The 18,636-nt window shown below is 73.7% G+C and carries 17 protein-coding genes; 9 read left to right on the forward strand and 8 right to left on the reverse strand.

Annotated features, from left to right (window positions below; genetic code table 11):
* The first annotated feature begins 40 nt into the window (after nucleotides 1-40).
* Nucleotides 41-301: a hypothetical protein gene (locus ACWXWW_RS00520; RefSeq protein WP_455968306.1), complete on the forward strand. Its 261-nt coding sequence runs from the start codon at nucleotides 41-43 to the stop codon at nucleotides 299-301.
* Nucleotides 302-311: 10 nt separating this feature from the next.
* Here ACWXWW_RS00520 and ACWXWW_RS00525 read toward each other — a convergent pair whose 3' ends face one another.
* Nucleotides 312-899 carry a TetR/AcrR family transcriptional regulator gene (locus ACWXWW_RS00525; protein ID WP_455968178.1) on the reverse strand — a complete coding sequence of 196 codons (588 nt, stop codon included), beginning with the start codon at nucleotides 897-899 and terminating at the stop codon, nucleotides 312-314.
* Between the two features lie 66 nt (nucleotides 900-965).
* Here ACWXWW_RS00525 and ACWXWW_RS00530 point away from each other — a divergent pair, with 66 nt between their 5' ends.
* Entirely contained in the window at nucleotides 966-1,577 is a 612-nt protein-coding gene (locus tag ACWXWW_RS00530; RefSeq protein WP_455968180.1) for an NAD(P)H-dependent oxidoreductase, read from the forward strand.
* Between the two features lie 58 nt (nucleotides 1,578-1,635).
* Nucleotides 1,636-2,322 (forward strand): alpha/beta fold hydrolase, encoded by a 687-nt coding sequence (locus ACWXWW_RS00535; RefSeq protein WP_455968182.1) that lies wholly within the window; start codon nucleotides 1,636-1,638, stop codon nucleotides 2,320-2,322.
* Nucleotides 2,323-2,328: 6 nt separating this feature from the next.
* On the opposite strand, the gene ACWXWW_RS00540 is transcribed toward ACWXWW_RS00535, so the two are convergent.
* Nucleotides 2,329-3,084: a metallophosphoesterase family protein gene (locus ACWXWW_RS00540; protein WP_455968184.1), complete on the reverse strand. Its 756-nt coding sequence runs from the start codon at nucleotides 3,082-3,084 to the stop codon at nucleotides 2,329-2,331.
* Between the two features lie 22 nt (nucleotides 3,085-3,106).
* Complete coding sequence (gene ispG / locus ACWXWW_RS00545; RefSeq protein ID WP_271172211.1) at nucleotides 3,107-4,258, reverse strand: flavodoxin-dependent (E)-4-hydroxy-3-methylbut-2-enyl-diphosphate synthase; 1,152 nt, start codon at nucleotides 4,256-4,258, stop codon at nucleotides 3,107-3,109.
* A 244-nt stretch (nucleotides 4,259-4,502) separates the two neighbouring features.
* On the opposite strand from ispG, the gene ACWXWW_RS00550 reads away from it, so the two are divergent.
* Nucleotides 4,503-6,437 carry a chorismate-binding protein gene (locus tag ACWXWW_RS00550; RefSeq protein WP_455968185.1) on the forward strand — a complete coding sequence of 645 codons (1,935 nt, stop codon included), beginning with the start codon at nucleotides 4,503-4,505 and terminating at the stop codon, nucleotides 6,435-6,437.
* A gap of 21 nt (nucleotides 6,438-6,458) precedes the next feature.
* Here ACWXWW_RS00550 and ACWXWW_RS00555 read toward each other — a convergent pair whose 3' ends face one another.
* Nucleotides 6,459-7,793: a M50 family metallopeptidase gene (locus ACWXWW_RS00555; protein WP_421075639.1), complete on the reverse strand. Its 1,335-nt coding sequence runs from the start codon at nucleotides 7,791-7,793 to the stop codon at nucleotides 6,459-6,461.
* Between the two features lie 77 nt (nucleotides 7,794-7,870).
* Between ACWXWW_RS00555 and ACWXWW_RS00560 the strand changes: the two genes are divergently transcribed.
* The 3 genes from ACWXWW_RS00560 (at nucleotide 7,871) to ACWXWW_RS00570 (ending at nucleotide 11,007) form a co-directional block, all read left to right on the forward strand.
* Nucleotides 7,871-8,473, forward strand: a complete 603-nt coding sequence (locus ACWXWW_RS00560) for a hypothetical protein (protein WP_455968186.1) — start codon at nucleotides 7,871-7,873, stop codon at nucleotides 8,471-8,473.
* A 153-nt stretch (nucleotides 8,474-8,626) separates the two neighbouring features.
* Complete coding sequence (locus tag ACWXWW_RS00565) at nucleotides 8,627-9,322, forward strand: YcnI family protein (protein ID WP_455968187.1); 696 nt, start codon at nucleotides 8,627-8,629, stop codon at nucleotides 9,320-9,322.
* Between the two features lie 74 nt (nucleotides 9,323-9,396).
* On the forward strand, nucleotides 9,397-11,007 hold the full coding sequence (locus tag ACWXWW_RS00570; RefSeq protein WP_421075636.1) for a Mur ligase family protein: 1,611 nt from the start codon (nucleotides 9,397-9,399) through the stop codon (nucleotides 11,005-11,007).
* Nucleotides 11,008-11,143: 136 nt separating this feature from the next.
* On the opposite strand, the gene dxr is transcribed toward ACWXWW_RS00570, so the two are convergent.
* Both dxr and ACWXWW_RS00580 read right to left on the reverse strand, forming a co-directional pair.
* Nucleotides 11,144-12,229, reverse strand: a complete 1,086-nt coding sequence (gene dxr / locus ACWXWW_RS00575) for a 1-deoxy-D-xylulose-5-phosphate reductoisomerase (RefSeq protein ID WP_455968308.1) — start codon at nucleotides 12,227-12,229, stop codon at nucleotides 11,144-11,146.
* 5 nt (nucleotides 12,230-12,234) lie between these two features.
* Nucleotides 12,235-13,191 carry an FKBP-type peptidyl-prolyl cis-trans isomerase gene (locus ACWXWW_RS00580; protein WP_271172217.1) on the reverse strand — a complete coding sequence of 319 codons (957 nt, stop codon included), beginning with the start codon at nucleotides 13,189-13,191 and terminating at the stop codon, nucleotides 12,235-12,237.
* A 154-nt stretch (nucleotides 13,192-13,345) separates the two neighbouring features.
* On the opposite strand from ACWXWW_RS00580, the gene ACWXWW_RS00585 reads away from it, so the two are divergent.
* The gene (locus tag ACWXWW_RS00585) at nucleotides 13,346-14,116 is read left to right on the forward strand and encodes a lysophospholipid acyltransferase family protein (RefSeq protein WP_282978104.1); all 771 of its coding nucleotides are present in this window, start codon (nucleotides 13,346-13,348) and stop codon (nucleotides 14,114-14,116) included.
* A gap of 3 nt (nucleotides 14,117-14,119) precedes the next feature.
* Here the strand turns inward: ACWXWW_RS00585 and ACWXWW_RS00590 are convergent, their stop codons facing one another.
* Entirely contained in the window at nucleotides 14,120-14,587 is a 468-nt protein-coding gene (locus ACWXWW_RS00590; RefSeq protein WP_421075635.1) for an OsmC family protein, read from the reverse strand.
* A gap of 62 nt (nucleotides 14,588-14,649) precedes the next feature.
* Here ACWXWW_RS00590 and ACWXWW_RS00595 point away from each other — a divergent pair, with 62 nt between their 5' ends.
* Complete coding sequence (locus ACWXWW_RS00595; RefSeq protein ID WP_455968189.1) at nucleotides 14,650-15,645, forward strand: asparaginase; 996 nt, start codon at nucleotides 14,650-14,652, stop codon at nucleotides 15,643-15,645.
* A gap of 27 nt (nucleotides 15,646-15,672) precedes the next feature.
* Here ACWXWW_RS00595 and ACWXWW_RS00600 read toward each other — a convergent pair whose 3' ends face one another.
* Complete coding sequence (locus ACWXWW_RS00600) at nucleotides 15,673-18,438, reverse strand: FtsK/SpoIIIE domain-containing protein (protein ID WP_455968191.1); 2,766 nt, start codon at nucleotides 18,436-18,438, stop codon at nucleotides 15,673-15,675.
* Nucleotides 18,439-18,636 lie beyond the last annotated feature (198 nt).

The following is an 18,636-nucleotide window of genomic DNA, read 5'->3' on the forward strand; positions in this document are numbered from 1 at the left end:
GCGTGCCGATGTCGACACCCTGCCGCTGCTGCCCGACATCATGCGCCGGTCGTCGGCCCTCGCGTCTCGTCTCGAGTCCGGCGCCGTCGACCGCGTCGAGGCGGCCGTCCTGCACGCGCGCATCGGCGACATCGTGGACGCGGTCGTCCTCGCCGAGACGAAGGGCGGACGCCGCGTGCAGATCGCCGACCCCTTCGTGACGGCGACGGTGCGGGAGGCGGTCGAGCCGGGCACGCGCATCCGCGTGCACGTCGAGTCGACCGACATCGCGACGGGAGAGGTCGTCCTCTCCGTCGCGTGACGCCTGGCGCTCAGGCGGATGCGCTCGCGAGGGCGATGACGCCGTCGATGCCCGCGTCGACCTGCCCCGCGTCGATGTGCCCCGCGACGACGAGCGTCGCGAGCCCGTGCGCGAGGCCCCAGACACCGGCCACGGCCGCCTCTCGGGTCGGATCGTCGAGCTCGGGCGCGGCCTGTGCGACGACCGCGGCGATCAGCTCCTCGTTCGCGCGGATGAGCGGTGCCATCGCCTCCGACGGATGGCCGGGCACGCACACCTCGGGGTCGAAGACGATGCCGAAGCCGTGCGGATGCTCCCGCGCGTACCCGACGTAGGCCGACGCGATCGCGCGGAGCCGTGCGCGCGCATCGCGCTCCCCCTCCGCCGCGCGGCGTTGCGCGTCCAGGAGGGCGTCCATGTGCCGCTCGGAGAGGCGCTTGAGGAGCGCGAGGCGGTCGGCGAAGTGGTGATACGGCGCGTTGTGGCTCACACCCGCCCGGCGTGCGACCTCACGGAGGCTCAGCGCCGCCGCACCGCGCTCCGCCAGGAGCGCTTCCGCCGCCTCGAGCAGCGCGGGACCGAGGTCGCCATGGTGGTACCTGCCGACGGATGTTGACACACGCAAGATCCTAGCTATCCTGACAGTGTCCACATTCTGGACAGGGCCCACTTCTCAGGAGGAACCGTGCCCGCTCTCGTCATCGACGGCCATCCATCGCCCGACTCGCTCGTGTCCGCCCTCGCCTCCCGCTACGCGGAGGCGCACGGCGACGCGGTCGTGCTCGCGGTGCGCGATCTCGACTTCGATCCCGTGCTGCGCGCCGGCTATCGGGCCGAGCAGCCGCTCGAGCCCGACCTCGAGCGCGCCCTCGAGGCGATCTTCGCCGCCGACCACGTCGTCGTCGCGACCCCGGTCTGGTGGGCATCGACGCCCGCACTCCTCAAGGGCTTCCTGGATCGCGTGCTCCTGCCCCGCGTCGCCTACCGATATCGGGCGAACGGGTTCCCCGAGGGGCTCCTCCGCGGGCGCACGGGCCGGGTCATCATGACGAGCGACTCACCGCGTTGGTTCCTGTGGGCGACGGGCGACCCCGCGATGCGCCAGCTGCGCGCACAGACCCTGCGCTTCTGCGGCATCCGCCGGGTGCGCGCCTCTCGCTTCACCGACGTCCGCCATGCCGACGCGCAGCGGCGGAGCGGATGGCTGGAGCGGGTCGCCGAGGACGCGCGGCGAGACGCCGCGCGCGTCTCGCGAGAGGCGCCCGGCGCCCTGATCGCCCGCCCCGTATCCGCCTGAAGCAGAACGCGGCGCCGCCCCTTCCGCCATGTCGGAGGCCGCCGCTAGCGTCGAGGGCATGGACGTCCTCCTCATTCCCGGTCTCTGGCTCGACGCACGGTCCTGGGGGCCGATCGTCGACGCGCTCACGGCCGCCGGCCATCGCCCTCGCCCCCTCACCATGCCCGGCGTCGGGGACCCCGATCCCGGCGACATCGGCCTCGCCGACTGGATCGACGCGGTCGTCGCGGAGATCGACGCCGCCGCCGAGCCGGTGGTCCTCGTGGGCCACTCGGGCGGCGGCAACGTGGCCTGGGGCGCGGTCGATGCGCGGCCCGATCGCGTGGCACGCGCGGTCTTCGTGGACACGGTGCCGCCCGCGCCCGGCTTCGGCATCTCGGAGTTCCCCGTCGAGGGCGGCGTCGTGCCGTTCCCGGGGTGGGACTTCTTCGACGCGCCCGAGACCGCCGACCTCGACGCGGAGACGCGCGAGCGGACGGCCGCGCTCACCGGAAGCGTGCCGGCCCGGGTCCCGACCGACGAGATCGCGCTCTCGGATCCGCGACGGCACGACGTGCCGGTCACGCTCCTGATGGGGTCGATGGACGAGGACGCCCTCCGCGCCGAGCTCGCGCAGTGGGGGCCGTTCGCGGACGAGTTCGGCGCCATCGCCGACGTCGAGGTCGTGCGCATCGGCTCGGGGCACTGGCCGCAGTTCACGCAGCCGGAGCGGCTCGCCGAGCTCGTCGTCGCCGCCGTGCGCTGAGGCCGCTCAGGCGGTCTGGCGACCGCGGTAGACGGCGGTGCGCAGCTCGATCTCCCACACGTCCGCCGTGGGCATCGCGCGCTCCCGGGCGACCGCGATCTCGGCTTCGACGTCGTACGGCACGCGCACGAACTGGACGCCGAAGGGGGCGCCGCGCTCCCCGTCGAGCTCGCCCTCGAGGATGACGTACGACGGCGTGGGCTCGTCGAGCGGGTTGCCCACGCTGCCGACGTTGAAGAGCGTGCGCCCGTCGGCCGACTCGATGTACGCGTCGTGAATGTCGCCGTAGCCGACGACGTCGGGAGCCGCGCCCGGTCCGGTCATCTCGGTGGCGCGGAACATCCCGTCGAACTGCTCGGCCGTGTGGTGGAAGTGCACGCGCACGTGCGGGCTCTCCGCCGACGCGTGGAAGAGGCGGATGCGGCGCCCGCTCAGCGCGAGATCGTGGCAGAGCGGCAGCGTGCGCAGCCAGAGGCGCTGCGCGGCCGTGAGCTCGTCGCGCCACCAGACCATCTCGGCGGGGCCCTCGTCCGGGATGGTGTCGAGGAAGTCGTCCCAGTTGCCCCGCACGTTGACCGCGCAGGCCTCCTGCACGCGCGCCACGGCGGCGCTTCCGCGCGGGCCCTTGCCCGCCGTGTCGCCGAGGTTGACGATATGCCTGATGCCGCGCGCGGCGATGTCGGCGAGCACGGCCTCGAGCGCCGTGAGATTGCCGTGGACGTCGGAGATCAGGGCGATGCGGTCGAGGGGCACGGACGCCATCCTGGCACGGCGCCGCGCGGCGCTACGCCGTGACGACCTGCGCGGTGCCGAGCGGGGCGTCCGGGCCCATCGCGTCGGCGATGCGGTTCGCCTCCTCGATGAGCGTCTGCACGATCTCGGCCTCCGGCACGGTCTTGATGACCTCGCCCTTGACGAAGATCTGGCCCTTGCCGTTGCCCGATGCGACGCCGAGGTCGGCCTCGCGCGCCTCGCCGGGCCCGTTCACGACACACCCCATGACCGCCACGCGCAGCGGCACCGTCATGTCCTTGAGCCCCTCGGTGACGCTGTCGGCGAGCGAGTAGACGTCGACCTGGGCGCGTCCGCACGACGGGCAGGACACGATCTCGAGCTTGCGCTCGCGCAGGTTGAGCGACTGCAGGATCTGGTGGCCGACCTTGACCTCCTCGGCGGGCGGCGCCGAGAGCGAGACGCGGATGGTGTCGCCGATGCCCTCCGCGAGGAGGATGCCGAACGCCGTGGCCGACTTGATCGTGCCCTGGAAGGCGGGGCCCGCCTCGGTCACACCGAGGTGCAGCGGCCAGTCGCCGCGCTCGGCGAGCAGACGGTACGCCTTCACCATGACGATCGGGTCGTTGTGCTTGACCGAGATCTTGAAGTCGTGGAAGTCGTGCTCCTCGAACAGGCTCGCCTCCCACACCGCCGACTCGACGAGGGCCTCGGGCGTCGCCTTGCCGTACTTCTCGAGCAGGCGGCGGTCGAGCGAGCCCGCGTTCACGCCGATGCGGAGCGAGACGCCGGCGGCCTGCGCGGCCTTCGCGATCGCGCCGACCTGGTCGTCGAACTTGCGGATGTTGCCGGGGTTGACGCGGACAGCCGCGCAACCGGCGTCGATCGCCTGGAACACGTACTTCGGCTGGAAGTGGATGTCCGCGATGACCGGGATCTGGCTCTTCTTCGCGATGATGTGGAGGACATCCGCATCGTCCTGGCTCGGCACCGCGACGCGGACGATCTCGCAGCCCGACGCCGTGAGCTCGGCGATCTGCTGCAGCGTCGCGTTGATGTCGGTGGTCGGCGTCGTCGTCATGGACTGCACGCTGACGGGGGCGTCGCCGCCGACGAGGACCTTCCCGACCCGGATCTGACGCGACTTGCGGCGCGGGGCGAGGGTCTCGGGCACGCGGGGCATACCGATGTTCACTGCAGGCACGGGTCCAGGTTACGCCGCACGGGTGGAAGCGGGCTGGATGGCGGGCGAGCGGAGCGGCGGGAGCGACGCACCGCGCGGCAGGTTCCGCGCGCCTGTGGTAGTTTCAGGCGCATGTTCGCGAACCGCACCTGGTGGCCCGCCCGATAGGCGGTGCTTCGCGAACCTCGAATTCGACCGCCCAGTTCAACCGGATGGGGCGGTCTTTTCTGTCTGAGGGCAGCCTCGCCCAGGAGGAGTTTCACGCATGACCGGGACCGCTGCCCCCGCCACGGCCGACCTCATCGCCCGCCTCGCCGCCGACCCCGCCGCCTCGTTCGCGCTCATCGTCCGAGAGGGCGGCGACGCGGTCGAGGTGCTCGAGGGCGAGGTCGTCGACGTCGAGCTGCTCGCGGACATCCCGCTGACCGGGCCCGACGGCACCCCGCGCGAGGTGCTCGCGCTCGTGCCGTTCCGCCAGGTGCGCGAGCGCGGCTTCGAGGCGCACGACGACGACGCGCCGCTGCGCTGCCTCACCGTCGACGCGCACTCGGCCATCCCGCTCGACGCCGCCGTCGCCGCGCTGCCGGCCGAGCACATCCCGCTCGCGTCCGCGGGCTTCGACCTCGACGACGCGGAGTACGCGGCGATCGTCCGCCGTGTCATCTCCGAGGAGATCGGGCGCGGAGAGGGCGCCAACTTCGTCATCCGCCGCGACTACGTGGCCGGCGTCGACGCCGACCCGCGCGTGGCCGCGCTGACCTGGTTCCGCGCGCTGCTCGAGCACGAGCGCGGCGCGTACTGGACCTTCGCGATCATCACGCCCGGGCACGTGGCCGTCGGGGCGAGCCCCGAGGCGCACGTCAGCGCGCGCGACGGGGTGGTCACGATGAACCCGATCTCGGGCACCTTCCGCCATCCGGCCGGCGGCGCGACGGTCGAGACGCTGACGGAGTTCCTCTCGTCGACGAAGGAGACCGAGGAGCTCTTCATGGTCGTCGACGAGGAGCTCAAGATGATGAGCGCCGTCTGCAGCGACGGCGGCCGGATCACGGGCCCGCATCTCAAGGAGATGTCGCGCCTCACGCACACGGAGTACGTGCTGCGCGGGCGCTCGCGCCTGGACCCGCGCGAGATCCTCCGGGAGACGATGTTCGCCCCGACGGTCACGGGCTCCCCCATGCAGAACGCGTGCGCGGTCATCCGCCGCCACGAGGCGTCGCCGCGCGGGTACTACTCGGGTGTCGCCGCGCTGTTCACGCCGAACGCCGAGGGCGGGCATGACCTCGACGCCCCGATCCTCATCCGCACCGCGTATCTCGAGGACGGGCGCCTCCGCGTGCCGGTCGGCGCGACCCTCGTGCGGCACTCGGATCCGTACGGGGAGGTCAGCGAGACGCACGGCAAGGCGGCCGGCGTGCTCGGCGCGATCGGCGCCATCCCGCGCGCGATCACGATCGTGCCCGACGACGACGAGCCGGCCCCCGCCCGTCGTCTCGCCGACGACCCCGACATCGCGACGCTCCTGGCCTCCCGCAACGCGCGCCTCGCGCCGTTCTGGATGCAGGAGCAGGAGCCGGGTGCCCGGCAGGCGCCGTTCACGGGCCGACGCGCGGTCGTCGTCGATGCCGAGGACCGCTTCACGACGATGCTCGCGCACCAGCTGCGCCACCTGGGCCTCGACGTGGAGATCGTGCACTGGAGCGAGGCCGATCGCGCCCGCCTCGACGCGGCGGAGCTCGTGGTCTCGGGCCCCGGCCCCGGCGATCCGCGCGACGACGAGAGCCCGCGCGTCGCCCGGATGCGCGAGGTCGTCGTGCGCCGACTCGAGCAGCACCGGCCCCTCCTCGCCGTGTGTCTGAGCCACCAGATCCTCGCGGACCGCATCGGCGTCGGCCTCGGGACGCTCGCGAGCCCCCACCAGGGCCTCCAGCTCGACGTCGACCTCTTCGGCGAGCGCGCATCGATCGGCTTCTACAACACCTTCACGGCCCGCGTGACCCCCGGCGTCACGCGGCTCACGCCGAGCGAGACGCGGTGCGGCGCGGTCGGCGAGGTCGAGGTCGCGGCCGACCCGTCGTCGGGCGACGTCTACGCCCTCCGCGGTGCGGGCTTCGCGTCGGTGCAGGGGCACCTCGAGTCCATCCTGTCGCGCGACGGCATGCGGACCCTCGAGCGCCTCGTCGCGCACGCGCTCGCCTGAGACCGCGGCCGCCTCGTGCGTTCAGCCGCCGAGCAGCTGCACGGGGTTGAAGATGTCGGCCGCGAACAGCAGCGCGCCCATGCCGATGAGGAGCACCACCACGACGAGCGTGAGGGGCACGAGGCGCGTGGCGTCGGTGGGCGCCGGCTCCGGGCGGCCGAGGAGCTTGGCGACCGCCCGGCGCGCGCCGTCCCACAGGGCGACGAGGATGTGGCCGCCGTCGAGCGGCAGCAGCGGCACGAGGTTGAAGACGAACAGCGCGACGTTGAGCGACGCCAGGAGGCTCGTCATCACGGCGACGCGGTCGAGGATCGGCGCGTCGGTCGCGGCCACCTCACCCGCGAGACGCCCCACGCCGACGACGCTCATCGGGCCGTCCGCGTCGCGCTCCCCGCCGGTGAAGAGGTCGTAGGCGGTGTCGTACAGCCGAGCGGGAAGGTCGACGACGATCCCCACGACCGCCGCGACGTTGTCTGCTGCCGCCTGCGGACCCGCCCAGATCGGCTCGCGCACGCGCTCGACCGACGAGCTGATGCCGGCGTAGCCGACGGTCTCGACCGACGTCGTGCCGTCGTCCGCGGTGACCTCGACCTCGTTCTCGACGGGCGTGAGCGTCAGCGGGACACGGGCGCCGTCGCGCTCCACGACGACGGGGATGGCCGTGCCGGGGTGCGCGCGGATGATCTCGGATGCCTCGGCGAACGTCTCCACGGGGGTTCCGTCGAGCTCGACGAGACGGTCGCCGGGGAGGATGCCGGCCGCGTGCGCCGGCGCCTCGGGATCGTCGGCCGCGCATTCGGTGGCTGTCGAACCGGGAGGAAGGACGCACTCGGACACGGCGGCGACCGTCGTCGTCGCCTGCTGCATGCCGATGCCGCTGAAGAGCACCGCGAACAGGACGACCGCGAGCACGAGGTTCATGATCGGGCCGCCGAGCATGATGACGACGCGCTTCCACACCGGCAGCCGATGGAAGGTGCGCGCGTCGTCGACGCCCTCGAGCGTCTCGGCGTTCGCCGCCTGCGCGTCCTGCACGAGCGTCGCGTAGATGCCGCGGCGACGGGCGGTGCGCGCGGAGACCGCGGCCGAGTCGGCCGCGGTCGTCGGCTCGTCCTTCGCCGGCGGGTACATGCCCGCCATCGAGATGTAGCCGCCGATCGGGAGCGCCTTGACGCCGTACTCGGTCTCGCCGCGGCGCGTCGACCACAGCGTCGGGCCCATGCCGATCATGTACTGCCCGACCCGCACGCCGAAGCGCTTGGCGGGCACGAGATGCCCGATCTCGTGCAGCGCGATCGAGACCGCGAGGCCGACCACCATGACCAGCACACCGATCACGAACGCGAGGACATCCACGCCGCCACGCTAGCGGCCACGCCTCGGAGTTCCCCGCACGGCACGGACGCACGCGGCGAGCGCCTATCCTGGGGGGCGTGACCGACCGGCAGCTGCGCGCCCTCCGCGGGGCGTCTGCGTCGACGGTCGCGACCGTGCTCGCCGCCGTCTCGCACACGGTCGGCGGCGGAGCCGCTCCCGCTCCGCTCCTCGTCGTCGCGATGGCCGCAGTGCTCGCTCTGCCGGCCATCCTCGTCGTCGGCCCGCGTCCGCGTCTGTCCCGCGTGCTCGCCGCCGTCGTCACGACCCAGGCGGCGTTCCACCTCGCATTCCTCGCGCTCGGGTCGCCGGTCGCGACGCGCATCTCCGAGAGCGCGCACGCGGGGCATCTGCACGCCGAGGCGCACGCGCATCCGGCCCTCGTCGAGACGGCCGTCCTCGCGACGGCGGCCGATGCCCCCATGCTCGCGGCGCACGCGGTCGCCGTGCTCGTCACGACGGCGCTCCTCTGGCGCGGCGAGCAGCTCGTCCGCGCGATCGCCGCGTGGGCGATCGCGCGCCTCGTGCGCGCGGCCGCGCTCCCGCTCGCGCGCATCCGTCGTCGGCTTCCCCTGCGTGCAGACCGCCGCAGCGAGCGGGCGAGCCGGCGCTTCCACGACATCCGCCTGCAGCGCGGACCGCCTTCGGCTTCCTTCGCCTGACATCGCCCACCCCGGGCACCCGTCGCGCTCCGCGATCGCCGCGCGCGACGTCCGGCGCATCCGCGCCATCCGGCACCCCCGCGCGCCCTCCGGCCTGCCTCGCAGCCGGGCCGCGCTGCGCCGGAGCGAATCGAAGACCCCGAAGGAACAGCCATGACTCCCATCGCCCCTGCCCGTCGTCCCGCCATCCGCCGTCGCGGCATCCGCCTCGCCGCGTCCGGCGCGCTCGCCGCCGCCCTCGTGGCCGCACCGCTCGCGGCGCACGCGCACGTCACCGTGACGCCCGACGCTCCCGTCGCGGGCGGGTACGACGTGCTGACGTTCGCGTTCTCGCACGGATGCGACGACTCCCCCACGACCGCCCTCGTCATCACGCCGCCCGCCGACGGCATCGACTCGGTCGTCCCGACCGTCCAGGCCGGATGGTCGATCGACGTCGAGCGCGACGCGTCGACCGGTCTCGTGCAGTCGATCACGTACACGGCGGACGAGCCCGTGCCGAACGCGATGCGCGCCGCCGTGGAGCTCTCGGTCGCCTACGCCGCCGACGCTCCCGACACGCTCGCATTCCCCGTCGAGCAGCTGTGCGTCGACGGGTCGACCTCGTGGTCCGAGATCGCCGAGGACGGCGAAGACCCGCACGACCTCGAGGCTCCGGCGCCGGTCGTGACGCTCGCGCCGGCGGCGGAAGACGACGGCCACGCTGCGGACGACGCGACGACGGAGACGGACGCGGCCGAGGCCGACAGCGGCGCGGTGCCGATCGCGCTCGGTGCGGGCGGTCTCGCTGCCGGGATCGCCGCTCTCGCCGTGAGCGTCCTCGCGTATCGCCGCACCGCGCGTCGCTGAGACGATGCGAGGCGCCGACACCCCGTCGGCGCCTCGCATGCTCTCCTCGGATCGCGCGTGAGACGATGGAGAGGATGTCCGCGACACCGTCGAACCTGCCCCCCGTCCTGCGACCGGAGAACCCGCCGCGACGCTCCCTCACCGAGCTCGCCGAGCGCTTCGGCGGCGAGCTGCGCGGGGAGGCGACGGGCGTCGAGCTCACCGGCGTCACGCTCGCGACCGCAGACCTGCGCGCGGGCGAGGCGTTCGTCGCGATCCGCGGCGTCAACCGCCACGGTGCGGAGTTCGCGGCGGCCGCGGCCGAGAAGGGCGCCGTCGCGGTCGTGACGGACACGGAGGGCGCCGAGATCGCGGCGTCGGCCGGTCTGCCGATCGTCGTCGTCTCCGACCCGCGCGCCGTGCTCGGCGATCTGTCGGCGTGGGTCTACGGCACCGACCGCGACCTGCCGCTGCTCCTCGGGACGACCGGCACGAACGGCAAGACCTCGATCACGCACCTTCTCGACGGCATCCTCACCCAGATGGGCGTGGTGACGGGGCTCTCCTCTACCGCCGAGCGCCACATCGCGGGCGAGGTCATCGTGTCGCGTCTGACGACCCCCGAGGCGAGCGAGTTCCACGCGCTGCTCGCCCTCATGCGCGAGCGGGGCGTCGAGGCCGTCGCGGTCGAGGTCAGCGCGCAGGCGCTGACCCGCCATCGCGTCGACGGCCTGGTCTTCGACGTCGCGGCGTTCACGAATCTCACGCACGACCACCTCGACGACTACGCCGACATGCGCGAGTACTTCGAGGCGAAGGCGTCGTTCTTCACGCCCGAGCGCTCGCGCCGCGCGGTCATCTCCCTCGACTCGGCTCCCGGTGCCGAGTACGTCGCGCGCGCGACCGTGCCCGTGGTCACCGTCGCCACCCCGTCGATCGCGGCCGACCCCGATGCGGCCGCCCAGGCGGACTGGATCGTCACGATCGACGACGAGCGCCAGGAGGGCACGCGGTTCACGCTGACCGGACCGGATGGCCGCGCGCTCACGTCGGTCGTGCCGGTCATCGGCCCGCACATGGCGTCGAACGCCGGCACCGCCATCGTCATGCTGCTCGAGGCCGGCTTCGCGTGGGAGCGCATCGTCGAGGCGCTCGAGCGCGACGGCGGCATCCGCGCCTACCTGCCCGGGCGCACGCAGCTCGTCTCGGGACCGGAGGGCCCGGCGGTCTACGTCGACTTCGGCCACACGCCCGATGCGTTCGAGAAGACGCTGGCGGCCGTCCGCCGCGTGACTCCCGGCAAGGTGCTCATGCTCTTCGGCGCCGATGGAGACCGCGACAAGACGAAGCGCCGCGACATGGGCCGCACGGCGGTCGAGGGCAGCGACATCGTCGTCATCACCGACCACCACCCGCGTCACGAGGACCCCGCGGCCATCCGCGCGACCCTCCTCGAGGGCGCACGCGCGGCGAACCCGGACCACCCGATCTACGAGTTCTCGCCGCCCGAGACCGCGATCGTCGAGGCGGTCAAGCTCGTCGGACCGGGCGACGCGATCCTCTGGGCGGGCCCGGGTCACCAGGACTACCGCGACATCAAGGGCGTTCGCACGCCGTACTCAGCGCGCGAGCTCGCACGGCGCGCGCTGCGCGACGCCGGCTGGCCCGTGCCGGACCCGGCCTGGCCCGTCCCCTACGAGGACTGAGCCGCGCGGGGACTGAGCCGCGCACGCACCCAAGCCATGGCGCTTGCCCCCGAGCCCTGGCGCTTGCCCCGTGCGGCCGGTCAGATCCGCGGATGGCGGCCGCACGCGGCAAGCACGCCCACGGGCGGGCGCGCCGTCAGCCGCGTGCGGCGATGAGCTCGTCAGCGCTGCCGCGCGCCCAGGCCTCCGCGTCGGCGAGGGTCTCGAGCGTGAGCTCGGCCGGAGCCTCGTGTCGGTCGAGCACGGCGGCGATCGTGTCGACGATGCCGGGGAACGACAGCCGCCCGTCGTGGAACGCCTCGACCGCCTGCTCGTTGGCGGCGTTGTAGACGGCGGGATGCGTGCCACCGGCCTCACCCGCACGTCGCGCGAGCCGCACCGACGGGAATGCGTCGTCGTCGAGCGGCGAGAACTCCCACGTCTGCGCCGCGGTCCAGTCGATCGGCACGTCGACGTCGACGAGACGCTCGGGCCAGGAGAGGCCGAGCGCGATCGGGACGAGCATGCGCGGCGGTCCGGCCTGCGCGATCGTCGAGCCGTCGTGGAACTCCACCATCGAGTGGATGAGCTGCTGCGGGTGCACGACCACCTCGATCCGGTCGTACGGCACGTCGAACAGCAGGTGCGCCTCGATCACCTCGAGGCCCTTGTTCACGAGCGTCGCCGAGTTCGTCGTGATGACGCGCCCCATCGAGAAGTTCGGGTGCTTGAGCGCCTGAGCGGGCGTGACGTCCTCGAGCGCGGAGCGCGACCATCCGCGGAACGGCCCGCCCGACGCGGTCACGACGAGGCGGCGCACCTCCCCGCGCTCCCCGGCCCGCAGGGCCTGGGCGATCGCCGAATGCTCCGAGTCGACCGGGACGATCTGCCCCGGGCGGGCGAGCCCCTTGACGAGCTCACCGCCGACGATGAGCGACTCCTTGTTCGCGAGGGCGAGCGTGCGCCCGGCCTCGAGCGCGGCGAGCGTGGGGCCGAGGCCGACGGAGCCCGTGATGCCGTTGAGCACGATGTCGGCGTCCACGTCCCGCACGAGCTGAGCCGAGCCCTCCGCGCCGAGGGCCGTGTGCTCGACGCCGAACTCGGCCGCCTGCGCGCGGAGCAGGTCCGCGTTGGATCCCGTCGAGAGGCCGACCAGCTCGAACCGGTCGCGGTGCGCGCGGATGACCTCGAGGGCCTGCGTGCCGATGGACCCGCTCGACCCCAGGACGATGACGCGCCGCACGCGGGTCACTCCGCCGGAGCCTCTTCTGCGGCGGGCGCCGGGTGCTGGGTCGCGAGGATGTCGACGACGAAGACGAGCGTCTCCTCCTGGAGCTCGTTGCCCTCGCTCGCGCCGTAGCCCTCGGCGGGCGGGATGACCGCGAGCACCTGCGAGCCGACCTTCTGGCCCTCGAGGGCCTTCTTGAAGCCCGTCACCACGCCCGTCGTCTCGAACTGCGCGGGCGTGCCGCGGTCCCAGCTCGAGTCGAACACGGAACCGTCGGAGAGCTTCACGCCCGTGTACTGGACGAGGACCATGTCCCCCGCCTCGACCGTGGCGCCGTCGCCGGCCTTGAGGGTCGACAGCTCGGTCGTCTCCGGCGCCTCGGCGCCCTCGGGGATCGTGACGGTCGGAGCGCCGTCCTCGGCGAGCTCGACCGTGGGCATGCCCTCGGTCGGCTCCTGCTCCTCGCCCCACGCCGCGGTCGGCGTCACGCTCAGGAGGTCGAAGACGTAGATCTGCGCGTTCGTCGCGGTGCCGGCCTGGTCGGTGCCCGACGGAAGCGCGAGCACGAGACGCGAGCCGACGTTCTCGCACCCCGTGAACTGGCCGAGCGACTCGGGCGACACGAGCGCGGGGAGCAACTCGCCCTCGTTGTAGCCGAGCTCCCCGACCTTCTCGCCGCTCACGGCGTCGTAGGCGGTGAGCGCGTAGTTGAGGTAGTCGCCGCTCTGGACCGGCTCGCCGTCGCCCTCCTCGAGGACGAGGCGCTGGGCCTCGGGGACCTCGATCGGCTTCTCGAAGGTGGCCGTCGACGGCTCGCCGAGCTCGCCGTCCACCGTCACCGACTCCACGGCCTCGCCCGTGGGGGCGGCGGCCGCGCAGAGGTCGGCGGGCGTGCCCGTGGGCGACGCCTCCGGCTCCGCCTCTCCCGAGGGCGCGCAGCCCGCGAGGGCGAGAGCCGCGACGACGGCGGTGGACATCAGGCCAAGGGAGCGAGCACGCACGGAAACCTCATTCATCGGGGGATCGCGTCCCATCCTCCCCGATTTCCGCTCCGCATGCGCTGAACGCCGCGGTCGCACCGGCGATCCGCAGGATTCCGGCGGCGGCATACGTCGGCAGTACCCTGGAGGGATGACCGACGACGTGCAGAACCCGGCCGAGTCCGACGGCTCACCCGTCCGCCCCAGCTGGGTCTACACGCTGGGGCGCGTCGTCCTCGCTCCTCTCGCACGCGCCGTCTACCGCCCTCGTGTCGAGGGCAGGGAGAACATCCCCGCCGAGGGGGCGGTCATCCTCGCGAGCAATCACCTGTCGTTCATCGACTCGATCGTCATCCCGATCGCGGCGGCACCGCGCCCTGTCCACTTCCTCGCGAAGTCGGACTACTTCACCGGCACCGGGTTCAAGGGCTGGTTCTCGCGGACCTTCTTCACGGCCGTCGGCGCGATCCCGGTCGACCGCGCCGCCGGGCAGGCCGCGCTCGACGCGCTCGACCGGCAGAAGGACATCCTCGCGACGGGCGCGGCCGTGGCGCTCCACCCGGAGGGCACGCGCTCGCGCGACGGGCGCCTGTACAAGGGCCGGACGGGCGTCGCGTACCTCGCGCTCGAGAGCGGCGCCCCGGTGGTGCCGATCGGGCTCATCGGCACGGACAAGGTGATGCCGGTGGGCGCTCGCATGCCGTCGCTCCGCGACCGGGTGACGGTGCGCTTCGGCGCGCCGATCGATGTGTCCGTGCACGGACCGGCGTCCTCGGGCAAGGCGCGCCGCGCGGCCACGGATCAGATCATGGCGGCCATCCACGAGCTGTCCGGCCAGGAGCTCGCCGGGGTCTACAACGAGCTTCCGGCGAGCAGCACGCTCGAGAAGATCAAGCGCGCCCTGCCCCACGAGCGCCTGTAGCCGTCAGCCGACGGAGACCTCCGCCTCGTGGTGCACGGGGAAGTTCACCGAGTTGGCGATGAAGCACCACTCGTGGGCGTCGTCGTGCGCCGCGCGCGCGTCCTCGACCATCGACGCGTCGGCGACCGTGACCCGCGGGCGCAGCGTCACGCTCTCATACCGCCCGCCGTTGCCCTGCTGGCGCATGGTTCCGACCGCCTCGTCGACGTACGACGTGACGACGACGCCGCGCACGACGCACGCGTGCAGGTAGGAGAGCAGATGACACTCCGACAGCGCCGCGAGGAGCAGGTCCTCGGGGTTCCAGCGCGCACCGTCTCCGCGGAACGGGACGTCGGCGGATGCGAGCACCTCGGGCTTGCCCTCGATCCTCAAGGACACGGACCTGTCGTAGTCGCGGTATCCGGATGTCCCGGTGCCCCGGTTGCCGGTCCAGGTGGCGGTGAGCGCGTAGTGGTGTTCGCCGAGCATGCCCCCAGTGTCGCACCGCGGACGCCGGCGGAGGGCCAGCGGCGCTTCGTTAGGGTTGTGAGGTGACCCCAGAGACCTTCACCGCCCCGGATGCCGTCGAGCTCGCCGTCGTCGATCGAGGAGGGTTCGTGGAGTCCCGCCACGTCGGCGCCGCGCTCGTGCTGTCGCCCGACGGCGAGGTGGTCACGGCGCTCGGCCGCACCGACGCGCTCGTGCTCCCCCGCTCGGCGCTCAAGCCGCTGCAGGCCATCGGATCGGTCACCGCGGGCGCGCCCCTCGAGGGCGAGCGACTCGCGCTCGCCACCGCGAGCCATGCGGGCACCGACCGTCACGCCTCGGTGGTGCGGGACATGCTCGGATCGGTCGGCCTCAGCGAGGACGCCCTCGGATGCCCCGCGCAGTGGCCGAGCGACTCGACGACCCGCGACGCGATGGTGCGCGACCACTTCGAGCCGTCCCGCCTCCGGATGAACTGCTCGGGCAAGCACGCCGCGATGCTCATGGCGTGCGTCGCGAGCGGCTGGGACACCGCGACGTATCTCGACCCCGCGCACCCGCTGCAGCTGCACATCCGCGAGGTCGTCGAGCGACTGTCGGGCGAGCGCGTCGGCGCCACGGTCGTGGACGGCTGCGGCGCGCCCGTGCACGCGATCACGCTCGCGGGGCTGGCGCGCGCCGTGCACCGCGCGGGCAACTCGTCGGAGCGGTCGCCGTTCGCGATGCACCGCGTCGCAGGCGCGCTCGTCCGGGCGGTGCGCGAGCACCCCTGGACGGTCGACGGGCCGGGCCGCCCGGACACGGTCGCGATCGAGACGTTCGGGGTCTACTCGAAGTTCGGCGCGGAGGGCGTGCAGACGATGATCGCTCCCGACGGGACGACCGTGGCACTCAAGATCCTCGACGGCTCGACGCGCGCGGGGCTCGTCGTGGCGCTCACCCTGCTCGCACGGGCGGGCGCTCTCTCGGCGGAGGCGGTCGACTCCTTCGCCCGCAGCCACCCGCTGCTGTCGATCCGGGGCGGCGGCGTCGAGGTGGGTCGCATCCGCGCGACCGTGTGACGCCGAGCCCGGCCGAGCCGCGTCGGATCATGGCAGGACGATCCGTCGCGGCGCGAGCCCGTCGGCGCACAGCCACGCCCGCGAGGCGCGCGTGCGTGCGAACGGCGGCAGCTCCCGCTCCCCGGTGAGCGCGCGCAGCTCGGTCGCGCACTCGGCGCCCACGACCAGCGGATGGCCGCCGCGCGCCTCCTGAAGAAGCGCCCACTGGCGCTGCCACGACTCAGGCTCCCCCGCGACGACGACCGGCGCGTCCGCGAGAGCGAGGCTCTCGAGAGAGGATCCCGGCGGGAGCTCGTCCAGGGCGAGGATCCGCACGCCGTCGCCCCATCCGTCGGCGAGCGCGGCGCAGCGTCGACGTGCCGCTTTCACGACCAGCGCGGTGACGGGAGCGCCCGGGCGCCAGGCGACGGGCGTGGCCGGCTCAGCCTCGTCGCGCGCTGGGCCGGGAGCGAGAGCGAACTGCACCTCCTGCCCGTCGAGGACCCCGCGCCCGGGCGGCCGCCGCGGGTCGAACGTCGTCGCGTCGCCGCCCGCCGCGGCGTGGTCGGCGCGCGACGCGAGCGCCAGGAGCGCCCGCCGCGGAAGGAGATCGATGATCCGCGCGACCGCGCCGGTGACGCGCGCGGTCGTCGCGACGACGGTCATCCGCCTCTCCCCCGCATCGCGGACGACGTTCTCGATGCGCTCGGCGATGGCGTGCGCGTAGTCGTGGGGGAATCGCGCGAGCAGAGCGTCGAGATCGTCGATGAGGAGCAGCCCGTCGACGGCGTGCTCGGCGCGCTCGACGGCATCCCAGGCTCCCTCCGCGTCGCGGGGGACGACGATGGCATCGGGGCGCTGCGCACGGACGAGACGCACGACGTTCGAGGTGCCGCTCCCCGATCCGCCGACGACGACGAGCCCGCGCTCGACACCGGGGCGGAGGGTCACCACCGGCTGGCGCTGCCGCTCCGGATCGTCGGCGATGCCGAGCACGACGGCGGAGGCATCCGGCTCGCGGCCGCGCACCGCGGCGAGGGGCAGCTCGGACGGCAGTGGCGGCAGCCACGGGCCCTGTGCGCGCGGCGCCCCCTCGGCGCCGATCGGCGCGAGCTCGCGCGGGGTGGTGAGCGCGATGCGCGTGAGCCGTGGCGCCGCGTCGGCCGCTCGGCGGATGTACGCGAGGCCGCGCCCGTCGGCGCCGCCCGGCAGCGTCGCGGCGAGATCGACGCCGATCACGCCGCGGCTCTCGGACGGCTCGGCGACGCGCAGGGCGATGCGCAGGGGGCAGTTGGCGACCAGGGCATCGCGGAGCACGCCCGTCGAGCGCTGCGTGCCCAGGATGAGATGCATGCCCAGCGCCCGGCCGCGTGCGGCGACGTCGGCGAAGACGGCGTGGAGATCCGGGTGCTCCTGCAGCATGGCCGCGAACTCGTCGACGACGATGACGAGGCGAGGCAGCTCGACGCCGGGCGCGCCGACATCTCGCGCCCCGCACGCAGCGAGCCGTGCTTCGCGCCGGCGCACCTCGGCGCGCAGGCTCTCGACCGCCCGCCGCGATGCCGCCCCATCGAGGTCGGTGATGACCCCGGTCACGTGCGGCAGCTCGGAGAGCGCATCGAACGCGGTTCCGCCCTTGAAGTCCGCGAGGAGGAACACCACGCGGTCGGCGGTGTAGGTCCTCGCGAGCGAGGCGACCCACGTGACGAGCAGCTCGCTCTTGCCCGCTCCCGTCGTCCCCACGACGACCGCGTGCGGACCGTCGGCGACGATGTCGATCACGGCCGGCTCGCCGTCCGCCCGCCCCACGACCGCCGGCAGACCCGCGCGACCCCCGGATGCGACGGGCTCGAGCTCGCCGAGGGTCAGCGCGGCATCGGGCCCGCCGCGGCCGCTGCGCTCGGCTCCGCGGCCCGCGAGCCCCTCGACCACGGCCTGCGCCTGCGCGCGGGAGACGGCCTCGAGGGCGACGTCCTCCTCGTGCGTGCCGCGGATGAGCCGCCCCTGCAGGCCCTCGCAGACGTCGATGACCGCCCCGCAGGCCTCGGGCGGAGCGGCATCCGGCGCGCGGACCGCGATCACGATGTCCGCGTCCGGCGGCGGTCCCTCGCCGGAGAGCGCCAGACGCCGCGACGGCGCCGAGGTCTGCCGATGCGGCAGCGCCTCCATCCACTCCTCCCCGGGAGGAGCCGCCGCGACGCCGAGAGCCTCGGGAGCCATCCGCAGGCAGACCTGGAGCGCGAGGGCGCGCGCCACCGCCTGGGCCACGACCGGCGCTCCCCGCACGCACACGCCTTCGCCCGGTGCGATGGAGATCGGGGCATCGGGAAGGACGCCCGCGCGGCGGCGCAGGGCGTCTGCGCGCTCGCCCTCGCCGCCTGACACGCGGACCCGACTCGATGCCTCCCCGCGGCCGACCACGAGCTCGTCGGAGGGCGCGCGCCACACCGCGCGCTCATCGGCGAGCAGCACGCCGAGATCGACGAGTCGGCGGTTCAGCTCGACCCGCTCGCGATCGTGGCGCTGCTCGATCTCGCGCTCGATGCGCGCACACGCCTCGGCGTAGGCGGCGTCAGCGCGCCGACGCTCCCGTCGGGAGCTGCGTCGCGCATCGACCGCGGCGGCGACGGCCATGAGCGGGCCGAGGGCGGCGAAGCAGAGAGACAGCAGCGACCCCGTGACGAACCACATGGCGACGCCGCCGACGACGGGCACGAGCGCCGCGAACAGCGGCCAGCGTGCAGGCCGCGGCGGCGGGGCGGGCGACGGCAGAGAGAGCGGCTCGTCGATGCGCGCCGCGAGGGGACTCGTCATGCTCCCATGTCACCGCGGATGACGAGTCGGATGGCCGGCGACTGCTCCCCTGTGGACAGGCGCGCCGGGCGCGCTGGCCTGTGCACGCGGCGCGGGCCGCGCTGTGGTGCCCGGAATCGGATGGCCGGGGCTCCTGTGCGCGTGTCTGTCCCAGGAGTGCTCACCCGCCCCGCCGATCCGAATCCGGTGACGCTCGCG

Source organism: Microbacterium sp. KNMS, assembly GCF_053851835.1.

What these genes read in the sequence shown, in the direction of transcription:
- ACWXWW_RS00535 (WP_455968182.1), top strand. Translation starts at nt 1,636, where the DNA reads ATGGACGTCCTCCTCATTCCCGGTCTCTGGCTCGACGCACGGTCCTGG.
- ACWXWW_RS00520 (WP_455968306.1), top strand. Translation starts at nt 41, where the DNA reads ATGCGCCGGTCGTCGGCCCTCGCGTCTCGTCTCGAGTCCGGCGCCGTC.
- ACWXWW_RS00580 (WP_271172217.1), bottom strand. Translation starts at nt 13,191, where the DNA reads ATGTCCACCGCCGTCGTCGCGGCTCTCGCCCTCGCGGGCTGCGCGCCC.
- ACWXWW_RS00540 (WP_455968184.1), bottom strand. Translation starts at nt 3,084, where the DNA reads ATGGCGTCCGTGCCCCTCGACCGCATCGCCCTGATCTCCGACGTCCAC.
- ACWXWW_RS00585 (WP_282978104.1), top strand. Translation starts at nt 13,346, where the DNA reads ATGACCGACGACGTGCAGAACCCGGCCGAGTCCGACGGCTCACCCGTC.
- ACWXWW_RS00565 (WP_455968187.1), top strand. Translation starts at nt 8,627, where the DNA reads ATGACTCCCATCGCCCCTGCCCGTCGTCCCGCCATCCGCCGTCGCGGC.
- ACWXWW_RS00550 (WP_455968185.1), top strand. Translation starts at nt 4,503, where the DNA reads ATGACCGGGACCGCTGCCCCCGCCACGGCCGACCTCATCGCCCGCCTC.
- ACWXWW_RS00600 (WP_455968191.1), bottom strand. Translation starts at nt 18,438, where the DNA reads ATGACGAGTCCCCTCGCGGCGCGCATCGACGAGCCGCTCTCTCTGCCG.
- ACWXWW_RS00570 (WP_421075636.1), top strand. Translation starts at nt 9,397, where the DNA reads ATGTCCGCGACACCGTCGAACCTGCCCCCCGTCCTGCGACCGGAGAAC.
- ACWXWW_RS00590 (WP_421075635.1), bottom strand. Translation starts at nt 14,587, where the DNA reads ATGCTCGGCGAACACCACTACGCGCTCACCGCCACCTGGACCGGCAAC.